We start from the raw sequence: 15,787 nt of genomic DNA on the forward strand, positions 1-15,787 counted from the left end.
CTAGCACTGAAAATTTAGGCCGGGAATTATTCCCGTTTGGCGCGCCATTGTCAAGCGGGCAGCCCGCTCATTGTGATAATTATTCGGCGATAGCCAATTTATAGAAAGCGCTCGACCGCAATCATTGTCCAGCAGCTGGCGCAAAGCAGTAGGCTTAGCATAACGGCGGCAGAGCCGATGTCCTTAGCTTGGCCGGATAATGGGTGATGGGAGGTGCTAATACGGTCGACTACCGCCTCAATTGCCGAATTGATAAGTTCTACGATAACGACCAAGACCACAGTGATAATTAAAATTGAGCGCTGGCTGGCGTTGGTTCCCAGCCAGATGGCGACCGGTAGCATGATGAGTGCAAGCATGCTTTCTTGGCGAAAGGCTTCTTCGTGGCGCCATGCGGCGCGCAAGCCCTTGAGCGAGTATTTGTAAGCGTCCAGAATGCGCGCGGGGCCGGTGCGGCCAGGTTTGTTCATCTTCATGGGGTTATCCATCTCCGCGCCTGCAGCTAGTAGCTATCGTTATTGAGCGAGGGTGATGTAAAAAACGCCAAACACCCAGCTAACCGCATGTGGCAAACAGTGTACAATGCTGCACGTCCCGCCGTGCAAAGTCGGCACGGCACCAGCATTTAAATTGTAGCGATAGTGTAATCCAATCTAATGACAATTGAGAGACAGCTCCTTCACCCCCGTCATTGGCCTGCCTGGTGCAGCGTGGGCTTGCTTTGGTTGCTTGCGCATTTGCCGCAGCGGCTTAGCTATGCCCTGGGCGCCGGAATAGGTAATGTATTTTACTTTCTTGCTAAAGATCGCCGCCATATCTGTGAGACAAATTTACGGCTATGCTTTCCTGAACTGAGTGATATTGAACACAAAATATTAGTCAAAAAGACCATGCGCAATCAAGGTGTGGGGCTGATGGAAACGCTGCGAGTATGGTTTATTGCACCTGACAAGCTAGGTGTGGAATTTGAGCTCTTGGGTAAGGAGCACCTTGAGGTCGCTAATGGCGATCCTGGCATCATTATCATTGGCACTCATTTTACTACGCTCGATGTCTCTGGCGCCTTGATTGGACGGCAGTATCCCGCGGATTCATTTTATCGCAAACATAAAAATCCCGTCTTCGAATATATTCTCAGTCGCTCCCGCGGTCGCTATGGCGAGCCGATACACCGGCGCGATATAAAGCGTGCGCTGAAACGTCTTCGGGAAGGGCGGCGCCTATACTATTTGCCAGATCAGGACTATGGCCGCAAGTCGGCGGAATTTGTGTCGTTTTTTGGAATACCCACGGCGACGACCATCGGTACTAGCACCTTAGCCAAAGGCGGCCGGGCAAAGGTGGTTTATGCCAATCAGCGACGCTTAGATAGTGGTCGTCGCTACCGAGTTGAAATAATACCTATGGCTAATTTTCCCAGCGGTGACCCGGTCGCGGATGCGCGTGCTGTTAATGCGATTCTTGAAGAAAATATTCGCGCGGTGCCGGAGCAATACATGTGGGTGCATCGCCGCTTTAAGACTAGGCCGGATGGCGACGCTGGGTTTTACGAATGACTGCTCGCCGCATTTGGATTATTACCGATGGTCGCTTGGGGCATCTAAATCAATTGCGGGGGCTGATCGGCCGAGTCCAGGACAAAGCCGACGTAGAACTACATTGGCTTGACCTATCTTTGCGGCCTTTTTCTTATGCGGGGCGCCGGGGTTTACTGCGGCAGTTTGATGCCCAGGAAAAGCCCGATTGGGTGATTGCCGCAGGCAGTAAAACCCATTTGCCAATGCTGTGGTGTAAGTGGCTAGTGGGCGCCAAAGCGTTTTTGCTGATGCGGCCGTCTTTGCCTCTGTGGCTGTTTGATGCAGTGTGTATGCCGTATCACGACTCGCCACCCAAGCGTCATACCGTGCTCGGTACTTATGGCGTTATTAATCATATTATCCCCAGTTATCAGGGACGAAATCAGCATCAAGGCCTGATCTTATTGGGCGGCATAAATACTCATTTTTGTTGGGATAATGCCGTGATTATCGAACAGTTAAGACAAATCGCGGCGTCATCGCCTAATACGGAGTGGCTGGTGTCGGACTCACCGCGAACGCCGGTGGGCTTGCTGCAAGAGTTGGCGAATTTAGCGTTAGGGAATGTAAAAATACTACCTTACGCAGAGACTGGATCTGGGTGGTTGCCGAAAATTTTATCTGCGGTCGGCCAAGTTTGGGTGAGCTGTGACAGTGTGTCTATGGTTTATGAAAGCGTGAGTTCGGGTGCACCGACGGGCTTGCTGGATTTGGAGCCGCTGCGTGAGTCTCGGGTGACAAAAAGTATGGCGCAACTGGCGACTAGCGGGCTTGCGACTGCATTTGTTAGCGCTGATTTAACAAGGCCGCTAGCACCTGCCGAGCGCCCCCTTTGGGAGGCTGATAGAGTGGCGGATTGGTGGCTGAAAATTGATGGTTGTATGCTTGATGGCAGTCATCTTTAATTATTTGTATTTGGAAAATATATGGCCGATGTAGAGAGCGTAAAAGCCGATATGGCAAGACCGCTTAAGATAGTTCAAGTGCTACCTGCCTTGAATTCTGGTGGGGTAGAGCGCGGTACGGTAGAGCTAGCGCGCGAGTTGGTGCGTGGCGGTCATACTTCCGTGGTGATTTCTTTTGGTGGTCGCATGGTGGATGGTCTTATTGCCGAGGGCAGTGAGCACATTACTTTTCCGGTGCATCGCAAATCGCTGTGGTCATTATTGCAAGTGCGACCCATGCGAAGATTGCTTGAGTCTCTGGCTGCCGATGTGGTCCACGTGCGCTCGCGGGCACCAGCGTGGATAGTGTGGCTGGCGTGGCGGCGCATGAATCCGGCGACGCGACCGCGCTTGGTCAGCACGTTTCACGGAATGTATTCGGTGAACTTTTACAGCGCTGTGATGGCGCGGGCAGAGCATCTTATTGCTATTTCTAACTGCGTAAAAAGTTATATTACAACTAACTACAAAGTCGATGAGAGTCGTATCACCTTAATTCCCCGGGGTTTAGATCCGGCGGCATTTAATCATGATGCTTGCACGCCGGCATGGAAAAAAACGCTATTCCAGCAATATCCGCAGTTAAAAAATAAGCACATTATTTTAATGCCCGGGCGCTTAACCCGCTGGAAGGGGCAGGAAGCATACTTGCAAATGATGTCTCGCTTAATTCAGCTTCGTCAGGATTGTCACGGTGTTGTTGTGGGTGACGCAGAGCCAGGCAAACAGCATTATTTTGATGAGTTATTGGCTATGCGCTCAGCGTTAGGCTTAGATGAAGTTGTAACTTTTGTTGGCCATCGCAGCGACATCGCACCATTCTATGGTTTGGCCGCAGTGACCTGCCATATGTCAAACAAAGCGGAGCCGTTTGGTCGCACCGTGCCTGAGTCCTTGGCTAGCGGTACACCGGTTGTGGCTTATGATCGCGGCGGCGCGAGTGAGTCGCTCAATGCGGGTTATCCTCAGGGCTTAGTGGCGCCGGACGACGTGGTGGGTTTCGCCGCGCGGGTCCATGATTTGATCGACGCCGATGCGGTTATTAAATTGCCGGAAAATTATTATTTAAGTAGTCAGCTGGCCAGTACCCTCGATGTGTACCGGCGATTGCTTGGCCGAGTTTAAAACGAGAAAGCGTAATGAAAATACTTCATGTGGATTACGATCGACTGCGCAGCTACGGAGCAATTCGCAGCAGTTGGGCCGAGAAAATGCGCTTTGGTTTTATCCGTAATAATCATTATGTGCGCAGTTTTTCGGATCGCGATGTTGCGGCATTTGAAGCGCCGTTTGGGCTTAGGGCCTTAGGTGAAAAAGCGGCTAATAAGCGTCTACTTGAAGTTGTAGAAGGTAATGAGCCGGATCTGATTGTGATTGGCCACACCGATATCATTACGGTAGATACCCTAAAGTTAATTCGTCAACGCCGCCCTGACTGCCTACTTATCCATTGCAACTGTGACCCCTTGTTTGTGCCGGATAACAGCAAGCGCATCGCTGCATTTGCGAGTGTTGTCGACGCGGTATTTGTCACCACCGGACTGCGTGATTTACGCCGTTTTGACGGTTTAGGCGCGCGGCTGTATTACATTCCCAACCCTGTCGAACCGACAGTTGAGGTTTTGGATAATTCTGTTAAAACGGACTTACCTATAGATTTACTGTTTTGCAGCAATGCGACCAAATTTACTAAACGGCTGGAGATGGTCAAAAGTATCAAGGACGCCGTTGACGATGAAATGAACTTTAAAACCTACGGCAGTTTTGGTGAGGCTCCGGTGTGGGGTCCTGATTATGATCTGGTGCTGTCAAAAACTCGAATGGCCTTGAACCTGAATCGGCAGGAAGGTGATCACTGGTATACCTCAGATCGAATGTCGCAGCTCGGCGGTAATGGTGTGCTGCAGTTTGCTCATAGCAGTGGTGGCTTTGATGAATATGTCCCGCCGGAAACCTTGGTTTACTTTGATGATGAGCAGGATCTGATCGCTAATATTCGTGACTTCCATCACGATGATGCTAAGCGTCAGCATTGGGCTGCACGCGCGCGCGCGTTTTTTCATAGCGAACTAAACTCCAGTTTGTATTCTCGCTATATTATTGAAGCCACATTGGCCCAGCCCTTTAGTTACGATTATGTTTGGGCTCGCAATATTAATCCTGACGGCAGTGATAAGTTGTGATTGCACTTAAGGGTCTTGAGCCATTTGCTGCGGGTGGCAACCGCTGGTGCTATGTCGACCCCGAAGATGACAGTCGCTGCATCAAGGTTCGGCGGCCTGACTTTAGTATAGAAGAGCGTCGTCGCAGTAAAGGTTTCCCTAAAAACCTTAAGCCGCTATCGAGCTTTGACGATAGCTTGGATGAATTTAAGGTGATGGCTGCCTTGGAACGTTATTACCCTGACGAGGTTTTTGACCATGTTAGCCGCTGCTATGGCTTTTTCGAGACCGATATGGGGCGGGGATTAAGTTCTGAGTTGATCAGAGATGATAGCGGTGCTGTGTCGATCTCTTTAAAGCAATATCTTTGGGAGTATGAATACAGCGATGATTGTCGCGAGGCGGTAATGGCGTTATGCGCGCACTGGTTGAAGTTTCGGGTGCCTTCCAGAGATTTGATTTTGCACAATCTTGTGGTGCAGCGCGAGCTCTGTGATTTAGATGAGCCCAGAATAAAGCGCCTGGTAGTCATTGACGGTTTGGGCAGTGCTGGGCTTATACCCGGTCACCGTATGCCTGACTTTGTGCAATTGAAAAAAGCCCAGCGCAAGGTGAACAACTTACACGAACGGATTGATGATCTGTTAGGTGATAAAGCGGCGGGAAGAGGACGCGGAATGCACGGCTTCTTGTTTCACCGTGGACAGTCATAAGGCCAAACGACCTTCTTTCGGTCTTCTTATTTCGCCGCGGTGTAAGCGAGCAGTTGCAGGGCTATTTGTCCCCACTGAAATTCATTTTCCGCCCGGCTCTGTGCTTTTTTGCCCATGTTTTGTAGGCTACTTGGGTCGTTCAGCATTTTTTTTATGCTGAGATAGACGTCATTTTCATCGTCACCGTTGCAAAGTAAGCCGGTCTCACCGTCAACAACTGCGTCACCTGCTCCTCCAGCTCGGCCAGCAAGACTTGGCACGCCAAACATCGCTGCTTCCAAGTACACAATACCGAAGCCCTCAACAGATTTACCTTCAATGCGGCAGGGCATAGCGAATAAGGTGGCTTTGCTTAGAAGTGCCGCGCGCTCCCCGTTGCTAACCCGCCCGCAGAATTTCAGCTTGTCTTCGACTCCTAGATCAATAGCCTGCTGGCTTAACTGTTCTTGGAGCGGGCCAGAGCCAGCGACCATGTAAATTAGATTAGGAAAGTCAGCTAGTAGGCGTGGCAGGATATTGATTATCTTATCTTGTCCCTTGCGTTCTTCTAAGCGCCCTACAGTGACCAGTACTGGGTGGTGGCCGCCGGTCCATGCGGCAACAGTTTCAATATCTTTAGCCGTGGCTTGGCATGGTAGATTCACCCCGGGATGCAGTATTTGCAGCGTATCAGTCTGCGTCAAATAGGGTTTTAGTCTGTCGGCTGTGAATTGTGAGTTGGCTAATACAAGCTGTGCGCGGGACAGGGTCTTAGCGATGCGCTGGCGTTTCTTTGTACTGCTTTGCTCTGGGAACTCCATGCCGTGAGCGATGCACGCGGTAATGGTGTTTTTGCCGGCAGCGACGAGCTCCAGGCTTTTCCAGCTGTCACAAATTAGCAGGGAATCGCTGGGCCCCTTGAGCACCTTTTGGACTCGCTTCGCTTTCAGGTAGCGGCGGAGTATTTTTGGTCCGCCAATTCGCTCTATCGCAAAGGGCAATGTAGTGTCGAATTGGGCTTGGTCTTTCTCTGTAGGCGCGTCGCAAATAACTCGAACAGTTTGGCCAATATTGTGAAGTGCGAGGGCCAATTCATACATATAGTTTTGAATGCCACCCGCCGCAGGTGGAAAGTTCTGAGTACTGATAATAATGTTATTACTGTGCATTGGTATTATTCCGGTGCCCGCATGTCATTGTCAGGACCTTGCAGCAGTTGATTGCTCAGCTCCTTAAATTCTGCGATAAGGGGTTTGAGTGTTAAGATAGCGGCCCCTTGGGGCTAGCCTTGTGCCGATGTTTCTTGAGGGGACAGAATATAAAGGTCCCGCTGGGTACTTACAAGACGTTGATGTGCCTGCTAGATATTGCGTAATGTTAAAGAGGGCGTATGCCAAATAATTGCTTGTGCTGGGTGATAAGCCTAAACCCCAAGGCGGAAAATACCGAAAAACTCATTAAGGACCTGCATGCTCAGGGGATTAATGCAGAGGTCTTTCCTGCGATTGACGGCCGAGGCAATGCACCTGTTTTAGAGGGTGGTGAGCGTCTTAGAAATAGCTTGGCAATGGTTCGGCATGGAAAATGCCTAACGGGTAGCGAGCTAGGTTGCTATTTATCCCACTTGCGAGCAGTTAAAAAGGCCTATGCTCAGGGCAGTGAGTATGTATGTTTGCTTGAAGATGATGTGATTATAGAGCCGAAATTTGCAGAGGTACTCCACTCATTATTAAGCAAGCAGTTGGACATGGTCAGGCTGATGTCCTTGCGCCTGCGTCGGCGTAGAGTGCTCGAGCCCCTCGCTGAGGGGCATTATTTGGTGCGACCGGACCGAGGTGGGCTTGGTACGCAGTCTTATTTGCTAAATCGGCTTGGCATGAAGAAGTTTATTGATCATGCCGAGGGAATTTACGAGCCCATTGATAAAGTATTTGATCACTTTTTCCTGTTTGATTTGCGCGTTTTTTCAGTTGAGCCGCATGTCGCTCAGGAGTTGGTGCATGAGAGTAGTGTTGCCAAACTTTGGTCGGAGCCAGCAAGTGATATGAAGCTCTGGCATCGCTTGGCGTACCACCCGGTCAAGTTGTGGTTTAGTTTGCGCAGGCATGTTTACCGACTTCGTCATCGAGCCGAATTTGCAGGTGCGTTCATGCCGGATAAGCATATCGGTAAGACTGGGCGCTTGCGTTAGGATATTGTTCACGTGTTTTCGACACATTTGACGGCGATCATTAGATTTAAAATCGCCGGCTGTTAACATTAGGTTTGTTATGAAGGTATTAGTCACCGGCGGTGCCGGCTTTATAGGTAGTGCGGTCGTCCGACATATTCTCGAAGATACTGATGCGTCGGTGATCAATGTTGATGCCCTGACCTACGCGGGTAATTTAGAGTCCATACCCGGCGCGGAAGGCAGTGGTCGTTACGCGTTTGCCCAAGTCGATATCTGCGATTTTGCTGCTTTAAGTGCCGTCTTTACTGAATATCAGCCTGACTTAGTCATGCACCTCGCGGCAGAGAGCCACGTTGATCGTTCAATTGATGGGCCTGGCGCTTTTATCCAAACCAATATTGTCGGCACATACAATATGCTCGAAGTTGCTCGCAGCTATTGTCATAGTTTGAGCGGAGACAAGAAAGCAAATTTTCGTTTTCATCATATCTCCACCGATGAAGTTTACGGCGATCTGCACGGCACCACTGACCTGTTTACCGAAACCACGTCCTACGAACCTAGCTCACCCTATTCGGCCAGTAAGGCAGGGTCAGATCATTTAGTTCGGGCATGGGGTCGCACCTTCGGCTTGCCGATTGTTGTCACTAATTGTTCAAACAATTATGGCCCCTACCATTTCCCCGAAAAGCTTGTCCCCCACATTATTTTGAATGCCCTGCACGGCAAACCCCTGCCGGTGTATGGCGATGGCAGTCAGATTCGTGATTGGTTGTATGTGGAGGACCATGCTCGCGCGCTCTATAAAGTCGTTACCGAAGGCAAGTTGGGCGAGACCTACAATATCGGCGGCCACAATGAGAAGCGCAATATTGAGGTGGTACACACCATCTGCGAGTTATTAGAAGAGCTGGCGCCGAGCAATGAAAATTCCCGCGCCAGTGGTAAAGGCTTCAAAGACTTAATCACCTTTGTGAAAGACCGTCCCGGCCACGACGCTCGCTATGCCATCGACGCTAGCAAGATACAGCGCGAGCTGGGCTGGACGCCGCAGGAAACCTTTGAGTCGGGCATTCGTAAAACCGTGCAATGGTATCTCGATAATCCACAATGGTGGCAGCGGGTATTATCTGGGGATTACAAGTTGGACCGGATTGGTGGTGCGGATGAATAAAGATTGAGTGATCTAAAGTACGTCATACCCGACCCCGATCGGGTATCCAGGTGAGCGCAGCGAATGCGTTTGTAGAACAAGAACACTAGGCACGCTAAAAGAGTTTTAGGGATAGGCAATGAGCAAGAAATACAAAGGCATTATTCTCGCGGGCGGCTCCGGCACTCGGCTGCACCCGATTACTATGGGTTGCTCTAAGCAGTTGCTGCCTATCTACGATAAGCCGATGATTTACTATCCCTTGTCAGTGCTGATGTTGTCAGGTATTCGGGATATTTTGGTTATTTCTACGCCAACTGATTTGCCTGGCTTTCAGCGCCTATTAGGCGACGGTAGTAGGTTCGGTATTAATATCTGCTACGAAGAGCAGCCTAGCCCCGATGGGCTGGCACAGGCCTTCACCATTGGCGCCGACTTTATTGGCAATGACAATGTCAGCTTGGTGCTGGGTGATAATATATTTTACGGCCAGCACTTCTCAGATAATCTCAAAAGCGCCGTTTCCAAAGACACGGGTGCCACCGTGTTTGGTTACCACGTTACCGACCCTGAGCGCTTTGGAGTGGTTGAGTTTGGTGATGACGGTAAAGCGATCAGCATCGAAGAAAAGCCGGCCAAGCCAAAGTCCGCCTACGCGGTAACGGGTCTGTATTTTTACGATAATGACGTGATTGAGATCGCTCGCAGCATTAAACCCAGTCCCCGTGGCGAGCTAGAAATCACTGATGTCAATCTCGCCTACCTCCATCGTGGCGACCTAAACGTGGAAGTGCTCGGTCGAGGCTTTGCATGGTTAGACACGGGGACCCACGATTCCCTTATCGATGCAGGGCAATTTGTACAAACCGTTGAGCATCGTCAGGGGCTTAAAGTGGCGTGTTTAGAAGAAATTGCTTATCGTCAGGGCTGGGTAAGCGCCGATGAATTGATACAACAGGGCGAGCTTCTAAAGAAAACCGGTTACGGTCAATACCTGCTGCGTGTTGCCGCTGGCTACAAATAATATAAAGGCAAAGAATGAACGTTATCCAAACCAAGCTCAAAGACTGTGTGATTATCGAACCCAAGGTGTTTGGTGATCATCGCGGTTTCTTCTTAGAGACCTTTCAGGCTGATCGCTACCGCGAGCAGGCGGGAATAACGCTGCCCTTTGTGCAAGATAACCACTCCCGCTCGGCCAAAGGCGTGCTGCGCGGACTACACTTCCAAAAGACCAAGCCGCAGGGCAAATTAGTGCGGGTGGTGAGTGGCGAAGTCTATGATGTTGCAGTAGACATTCGTCAGGGCTCACCCAGCTTTGGGCTGTGGGAAGGTGTGATTCTCTCTGAAGAAAACAAGCGCCAGTTCTGGGTGCCGCCGGGTTTTGCCCATGGCTTTTTGGTGCTCAGCGATACCGCTGATTTTGAATATAAGTGTACGGACTATTACGATCCCAGCGATGAAGGTAGTCTGGTTTGGAATGACCCCGCGATGGCTATTACTTGGCCCTTGGATAAGCCCACCCTGTCAGACAAAGACAGCAAGGCCCCGACCTTTGCCGAGTTATTTGAAGCATGAGCCAAGCCAGTAATGATATGCATCTACTTGTTACCGGCGCCAACGGCCAATTGGGTCAATGCTTGGCTGATCAGCTTAAAGCCCAGGGCATAGCCCATACGCTGCTAAGCCGACAAGACGCAGACATTAACGACACAGTGGTTTTGGAAAAAATCGTTGCCGATAAAGGCGTCACCGCCATTGTTAACGCGGCAGCTTATACCGCCGTAGACAAAGCTGAATCCGAACCGGAGTTGGCGAAACGCATTAACGAAGACGGCCCTGCGGCGCTGGCCAAGTTGTGCAGCCGCTTTGATATTCCCTTGCTGCATGTTTCAACGGACTATGTGTTTGACGGCAACAGTCAAACACCCTACGTCGAAACCGACCAAACGAATCCTAGCGGTGTGTACGGACACACCAAGCTCAATGGCGAAATCGCCGTGCAGCGCCACTGCCCGAAACACATTATATTACGCACGGCCTGGGTCTTTAGTGAGTACGGTAATAACTTCCTTAAGACTATGCTGCGCCTTGCAAAAGAGCGCGACACCTTGGGCGTTGTGGCAGACCAGTTTGGTTGCCCGACCTATGCCGGTGATATCGCGAAAGCGCTGATTAGTATCGCCCAGCAAATACACGCGGCAGAGCAAGACAAAAGCGGGGCGCAAGCCCGCTATGGGGTTTACCACTATGCAGGTGATGAGGCGGTAAGCTGGCATGGCTTCGCAATGGCCATTTTTGAAGAAGCCCACCAGCAAGGTGTGCTTAAAAACATACCCACAGTCAATGCGATAGCGACTGAGGCCTACCCGACGCCGGCTAAGCGCCCGGCGTACTCGGTCTTAAGTACGGCTAAGATTCAGGGTGATTATGGTGTGCAGCCTAGTGAGTGGCGAAAGGCCTGTGCAGTTTTGAGCGCCAGCGATCCTCGATAGCAAAGTGCTCGCTGAATGAATAATAGTTTGGAGTAAGTTGTACTAATGCAGGATTTGTTGAACGAATTGACCTTGGTCACGATTACATATAATAGCGCAGAGGTGTTGCCAGCTCACATTGCGTCGCTGCGTAATAGCGCCAGTGCTGCTCTGCCGCGCTGGATAGTGGTCGATAACGCCAGCACTGACGCGACAGATGCGATCGTTGAAGCTAATAGCGATTGCGTTGAGATGCTAAAGAGCAGCAAAAATGTCGGTTTTGGTAGTGCCTGTAACCTTGGCATTCAAGCAAGTAATACCCGCTATGTGATGGTCTTGAATCCAGATACCGAGCTGTCTGAGTCGGCGATTGATCAACTCCTAACTGAGTTGAAAAACCGTTGTGCAGCGATAGCTGGACCGGCCTTAGAGCCTGAAAAAGACCAGTCGGTGATATCGGCACCTTGGCTGGTTGGCGCAGTTTTGTTGTTTGATACCCAGCTTATGAATCCCGTGGGCTATTTTGATGAGCAGTTCTTTTTATATGAAGAAGATAAGGATATTTGTAAATGCGCCAATGATGCCGGTCTAAAGGTAATCCACTGTCGCAACGTTAGTATTCCCCATGTTGGTGGTGGGTCGACGCTAAGAACGAAAACGGTGAACCAGTTTATTCATTTTCATAAAGGCAGGTCTTATGTGCTTTATGCGCGAAAACACGGCTTGGGTGAAAAGCATATTCAGGCATATTTAAAGAAGAATGCGAAACGTCGCTTGATTGCGCTATTCACTTTTGGGGGACGACGCTATCGTCGCGCTCAAGCAAAAATTGCAGGCGTTAAGTCGGTGATCTAATGGGATTTATATCTTCCTTGCTAGCGCGCGTAAATATTGCAAAGCCAGACCCAGAGTGGCGTGATGAGTTTCGCAACAGCATTATTACTTGTCACATGGGTCTCGAACGAGACCAAACTAAGCTTTGTTTTTTCGCAAGTTTTCATCCGCAAGGTCTCATTTCGCCGTTTGTGTTGGCTTATCTTCGCGCGCTGCGAGAAAACGGATTCGATATCGTCCTGTGTAAGACTAGTCCGGTTTTAGATGCCGGAACCTTAGAATCTGCTTTAAGCCTTTGTCATAAAATTATTCACCGTGAAAACATTGGCTACGATTTTGCGTCTTTCCGTACATGTTTCGATGTGGTCGATGATTGGCAGCAGGCCACGGCCATACTCTTTACCAATGACAGTATTCTTGGGCCACTGTGTTCATTGTCGCCGCTATTTGCGGAAATGGATAATCGGCCCGAGGTGTTTTGGGGCTTGAATGATAACTACCAAGGTAAATATCATTTTCAGTCTTTTTTCCTGTATTGCAAAGCACCGGTGTTGGAGTCCAAGGCCTTTCTGCGTTTCTGGATGGATTTGGAGATATTGGACGACAAGAAGGAAATCATAGCGCAGTATGAGGTGGGCTTTTCGAGACGAATGATTCGGGCGGGATTATCCCACGCGGTATTATTTCCGATAGGTGCGACGCTTGACTGTTGTAAGCGTCTTGGCAGTGCCTTTCAGTATCCTGAAATATTTAAGAAGAAAACAGTAAATACCACTCGCTATTGTTGGTATGAGCTCATTGAATATTTGAACTACCCCTTTCTCAAATCTGAAATTCCTCGCGACAATCATTATAAATCGCAACAGATTAATAAAGTCTCTGATATTTTAAAGCGAGCATTACCTGAATCTAGCTGGGCGTATTTAGAGGATGTTATTGCGCCTCTGGACGATGATCTAAACCACTAGCTGGCGATGCTCGGCTTGCCCATAAAGCAATGGTCTTCTGGCGAGCTGGAATTTCATGGTGATGTTTTATGTAAATATTACCTTCTATACGCACGCGCGTTCTGACAACTAATGCCTGAGCACTGCGATGTTAGCCGGCTCGATCAGAGGGTAGGGCAGACGTGATTGTCTGTGTCAGCTAGCCGTAGGTGGCTGATTTACCATAGGATCTGTCAGTTTTTGAGAACACATATAGCACTAGTTAAGTCGGTGTCATCCAGTATCTCTCTTACATAGCTTACAGGTGTTCTTGGTATTGCTGAAAGCGAGAGATTGTTAAACAGGGTATAATCTCGCTTTTGCGTTCAACTTAGCTGCGGTGATCACTGTGGTTAAATCCGCTGTAATTCCTTAGCGGCCTCGCTCTTTTAATATGGTAAATCTCGGTATGTTATTAGTTTCGAAAAAAGAAGATTGGTTCGGTAATGTCCGCGGCGATATTTTAGCCGGCCTAGTTGTCGCCTTGGCATTGATTCCCGAGGCTATCGCCTTCTCTATTATCGCTGGGGTCGATCCCAAAGTTGGTCTCTACGCCTCATTTTGTATAGCGGTAGTGACGGCGGTGGTGGGCGGACGGCCCGGTATGATCTCAGCGGCAACCGGCGCCATGGCGCTATTGATGGTGTTGCTGGTGAAGGAGCATGGCTTGCAGTATTTGTTAGCGGCCACGCTGTTAACCGGGTTTTTGCAGATTATTGCCGGTTATCTCAAGCTGGGGCAGTTAATGAGCTTTGTCTCTCGCTCTGTTGTCACTGGTTTTGTGAATGCCCTGGCTATCCTGATTTTTATGGCCCAACTGCCTGAATTAACGAATGTGACCTGGCATGTTTACGCCATGACCGCAGCGGGCTTGGGTGTTATCTATCTGTTTCCATTATTACCTGTAGTCGGAAAAGTTATTCCCTCACCATTGGTTTGTATCCTTAGCCTAACCGCTTTTAGTTTGATGATGGGTTTGGATATTCGCACTGTCGGAGATATGGGCGCACTACCCGATACCCTGCCGATATTCCTGTGGCCAGACGTGCCCTTAAATTTTGAAACCCTGAGCATTATTTTCCCCTATGCTGCCGCTTTAGCCGTAGTAGGTTTGTTGGAGTCATTGATGACGGCCACTATCGTCGACGACCTAACTGATACAGGCAGTGATAAAAATCGTGAGTGCAAAGGGCAGGGTATAGCCAATATTTTTTCTGGTTTACTGGGCGGTATGGCTGGTTGTGCGATGATTGGCCAGTCGGTTATCAATATTAAATCCGGTGGTCGTGGCCGCTTATCCACACTGTTTGCCGGTGTGATGTTGTTGACTATGGTGGTGTTTCTCAGTGACTGGGTGTCGTTGATCCCCATGGCGGCATTGGTGGCAGTCATGATTATGGTCTCTATAGGAACCTTTAATTGGGCCTCTGTTACCGGACTAAAAACCAACCCACTGTCGGCTAACATCATTATGTTGGCTACCGTGGCGGTGGTGGTGTGGACGCATAACCTAGCCTATGGCGTGTTTGTTGGTGTATTGCTAGGTGCTCTATTTTTTGCCAACAAAGTCAGCCACTTTATGTATATCGCTAAAGATCTCAGTGACGATGGCAATACTCGGACCTATCGTGTGGTCGGACAGGTGTTTTTCAACTCTGCGGAGCGATTTAACGCCGGCTTCGATTTTAAAGAAGTCGTAGAGAAGGTGGTTATTGATTTAAGCCGAGCGCATTTTTGGGATATCTCTGCTGTTGGTGCTTTAGATAAAGTCGTTATGAAATTTCGGCGCGAAGGTGCTGAGGTCGAGTTGATTGATTTGAATGAGGCCAGTGAAACCATAGTTGATCGTTTCGGTATTCACGACAAACCAGAAGAAATTGAAAAAGTCTTGGGAGGCCACTAATGAATAATAATTATGTATTGGCATGTATTGATGGAGCAAGTTTGACTACTGCAGTCTGTGACTATGCTGCTTGGATTTCGCTTAGAAGCGGAGCGCCTTTGAAGTTGCTGCATAATATTGAGCATCGCCCACAGGCCGCTGTTGCAGATTTAAGCGGCAGTATTGGGCTTGGTAGTCAGGAAGAGTTGCTAGAGGAGCTGATCCAAGTAGAGCAGCAGCGCAATCGGTTATTGATGCAGAAAGGTAAGTTGATGCTCGATGCTGCCTCCCGGCGGGTAGCGGAAGCGGGCGTGGCTGAGGCGGAAGCCTTGCAACAGCATGGTAGCCTGCAAGAGTCACTGGTAGAGCGTGAGGAAGATATCCGCGTATTGGTGATGGGCGTTCGCGGTGAAGAGCATAGAGAAGGAAAGCTGGGTGCGCATTTGGAAACCGTCATTCGCGCTTTGCATAAACCCGTTTTAGTTGTGAATACTGAGTTTTCAGAACCTAAGAAAATTATGCTGGCTTACGATGGTCACGATGCGTCTCGAAAAGCTTTAGATATGGTGGCTTCAAGTTCGGTATTTAAAGACATTCCCTGCCATTTGGTCTATGTTGGTGATGAGTCAGCAGCGACCACGGTATTGAATGAGGCGGCGACCGTGTTGCAGGCGGCGGATGTTAGTTATGAACTTGTTAATTTGCCAAAAGGTAAAAGTGATGAGCAGCTATGTCAGTATCAAGCTGAGAACGATATTGGTCTGACTGTCATGGGCGCTTATAGCCATCACCCTTTGCGAGATATGTTGCTGGGTAGTTTCACTGCAAAAATGCTTCACAAAACTAAGCGACCTTTGCTATTGCTGCGCTAAGGCAAGTTTATTTAAAAGCTGGGGACCTAGCGATATCA

At 49.4% G+C, this 15,787-nt stretch carries 16 protein-coding genes; 14 read left to right on the plus strand and 2 right to left on the minus strand.

The window, feature by feature from the left end; genetic code table 11:
• Positions 1-98: 98 nt before the first annotated feature.
• Positions 99-476, minus strand: coding sequence for a diacylglycerol kinase (locus tag AB4875_RS16105; protein WP_438273536.1), 378 nt, complete (start codon positions 474-476; stop codon positions 99-101).
• 180 nt (positions 477-656) lie between these two features.
• On the opposite strand from AB4875_RS16105, the gene lpxL reads away from it, so the two are divergent.
• From lpxL to AB4875_RS16130, 5 genes are read left to right on the plus strand one after another with little or no spacing between them, the layout of a single operon-like run.
• Positions 657-1,556 (plus strand): LpxL/LpxP family Kdo(2)-lipid IV(A) lauroyl/palmitoleoyl acyltransferase, encoded by a 900-nt coding sequence (gene lpxL / locus AB4875_RS16110; RefSeq protein WP_368377136.1) that lies wholly within the window; start codon positions 657-659, stop codon positions 1,554-1,556.
• On the plus strand, positions 1,553-2,482 hold the full coding sequence (locus tag AB4875_RS16115; RefSeq protein WP_368377137.1) for a mitochondrial fission ELM1 family protein: 930 nt from the start codon (positions 1,553-1,555) through the stop codon (positions 2,480-2,482). Before lpxL ends, AB4875_RS16115 begins: the two co-directional genes overlap by 4 nt.
• 21 nt (positions 2,483-2,503) lie before the next feature.
• The gene (locus AB4875_RS16120; protein ID WP_368377138.1) at positions 2,504-3,646 is read left to right on the plus strand and encodes a glycosyltransferase family 4 protein; all 1,143 of its coding nucleotides are present in this window, start codon (positions 2,504-2,506) and stop codon (positions 3,644-3,646) included.
• Positions 3,647-3,660: 14 nt separating this feature from the next.
• Positions 3,661-4,704 carry a glycosyltransferase family protein gene (locus tag AB4875_RS16125; RefSeq protein WP_368377139.1) on the plus strand — a complete coding sequence of 348 codons (1,044 nt, stop codon included), beginning with the start codon at positions 3,661-3,663 and terminating at the stop codon, positions 4,702-4,704.
• Positions 4,701-5,396, plus strand: coding sequence for a YrbL family protein (locus tag AB4875_RS16130; RefSeq protein ID WP_368377140.1), 696 nt, complete (start codon positions 4,701-4,703; stop codon positions 5,394-5,396). Before AB4875_RS16125 ends, AB4875_RS16130 begins: the two co-directional genes overlap by 4 nt.
• Positions 5,397-5,422: 26 nt before the next feature.
• On the opposite strand, the gene AB4875_RS16135 is transcribed toward AB4875_RS16130, so the two are convergent.
• Complete coding sequence (locus tag AB4875_RS16135; protein WP_368377141.1) at positions 5,423-6,544, minus strand: glycosyltransferase family 4 protein; 1,122 nt, start codon at positions 6,542-6,544, stop codon at positions 5,423-5,425.
• Between the two features lie 221 nt (positions 6,545-6,765).
• Between AB4875_RS16135 and AB4875_RS16140 the strand changes: the two genes are divergently transcribed.
• The 9 genes from AB4875_RS16140 (at position 6,766) to AB4875_RS16180 (ending at position 15,749) form a co-directional block, all read left to right on the plus strand.
• On the plus strand, positions 6,766-7,566 hold the full coding sequence (locus AB4875_RS16140) for a glycosyltransferase family 25 protein (protein WP_368377142.1): 801 nt from the start codon (positions 6,766-6,768) through the stop codon (positions 7,564-7,566).
• 79 nt (positions 7,567-7,645) lie between these two features.
• Positions 7,646-8,722 carry a dTDP-glucose 4,6-dehydratase gene (gene rfbB, locus AB4875_RS16145; protein ID WP_368377143.1) on the plus strand — a complete coding sequence of 359 codons (1,077 nt, stop codon included), beginning with the start codon at positions 7,646-7,648 and terminating at the stop codon, positions 8,720-8,722.
• Positions 8,723-8,840: 118 nt separating this feature from the next.
• Positions 8,841-9,725: a glucose-1-phosphate thymidylyltransferase RfbA gene (gene rfbA, locus AB4875_RS16150; RefSeq protein ID WP_368377144.1), complete on the plus strand. Its 885-nt coding sequence runs from the start codon at positions 8,841-8,843 to the stop codon at positions 9,723-9,725.
• 14 nt (positions 9,726-9,739) lie between these two features.
• Positions 9,740-10,279, plus strand: coding sequence for a dTDP-4-dehydrorhamnose 3,5-epimerase (gene rfbC / locus AB4875_RS16155; protein WP_368377145.1), 540 nt, complete (start codon positions 9,740-9,742; stop codon positions 10,277-10,279).
• Positions 10,276-11,196 carry a dTDP-4-dehydrorhamnose reductase gene (gene rfbD / locus AB4875_RS16160; RefSeq protein WP_368377146.1) on the plus strand — a complete coding sequence of 307 codons (921 nt, stop codon included), beginning with the start codon at positions 10,276-10,278 and terminating at the stop codon, positions 11,194-11,196. Before rfbC ends, rfbD begins: the two co-directional genes overlap by 4 nt.
• A 45-nt stretch (positions 11,197-11,241) precedes the next feature.
• Positions 11,242-12,030 carry a glycosyltransferase family 2 protein gene (locus AB4875_RS16165; protein WP_368377147.1) on the plus strand — a complete coding sequence of 263 codons (789 nt, stop codon included), beginning with the start codon at positions 11,242-11,244 and terminating at the stop codon, positions 12,028-12,030.
• Positions 12,030-12,977, plus strand: coding sequence for a rhamnan synthesis F family protein (locus tag AB4875_RS16170; RefSeq protein ID WP_368377148.1), 948 nt, complete (start codon positions 12,030-12,032; stop codon positions 12,975-12,977). The genes AB4875_RS16165 and AB4875_RS16170 overlap by 1 nt, the downstream gene beginning before the upstream one ends.
• 427 nt (positions 12,978-13,404) lie before the next feature.
• Positions 13,405-14,898, plus strand: a complete 1,494-nt coding sequence (locus AB4875_RS16175; RefSeq protein WP_368377149.1) for a SulP family inorganic anion transporter — start codon at positions 13,405-13,407, stop codon at positions 14,896-14,898.
• Entirely contained in the window at positions 14,898-15,749 is an 852-nt protein-coding gene (locus AB4875_RS16180; RefSeq protein WP_368377150.1) for a universal stress protein, read from the plus strand. Before AB4875_RS16175 ends, AB4875_RS16180 begins: the two co-directional genes overlap by 1 nt.
• Positions 15,750-15,787: the final 38 nt, after the last annotated feature.

Origin of the sequence: Zhongshania sp. R06B22 (assembly GCF_040892595.1) — a bacterium.
Lineage (GTDB): Bacteria > Pseudomonadota > Gammaproteobacteria > Pseudomonadales > Spongiibacteraceae > Spongiibacter > Spongiibacter arctica.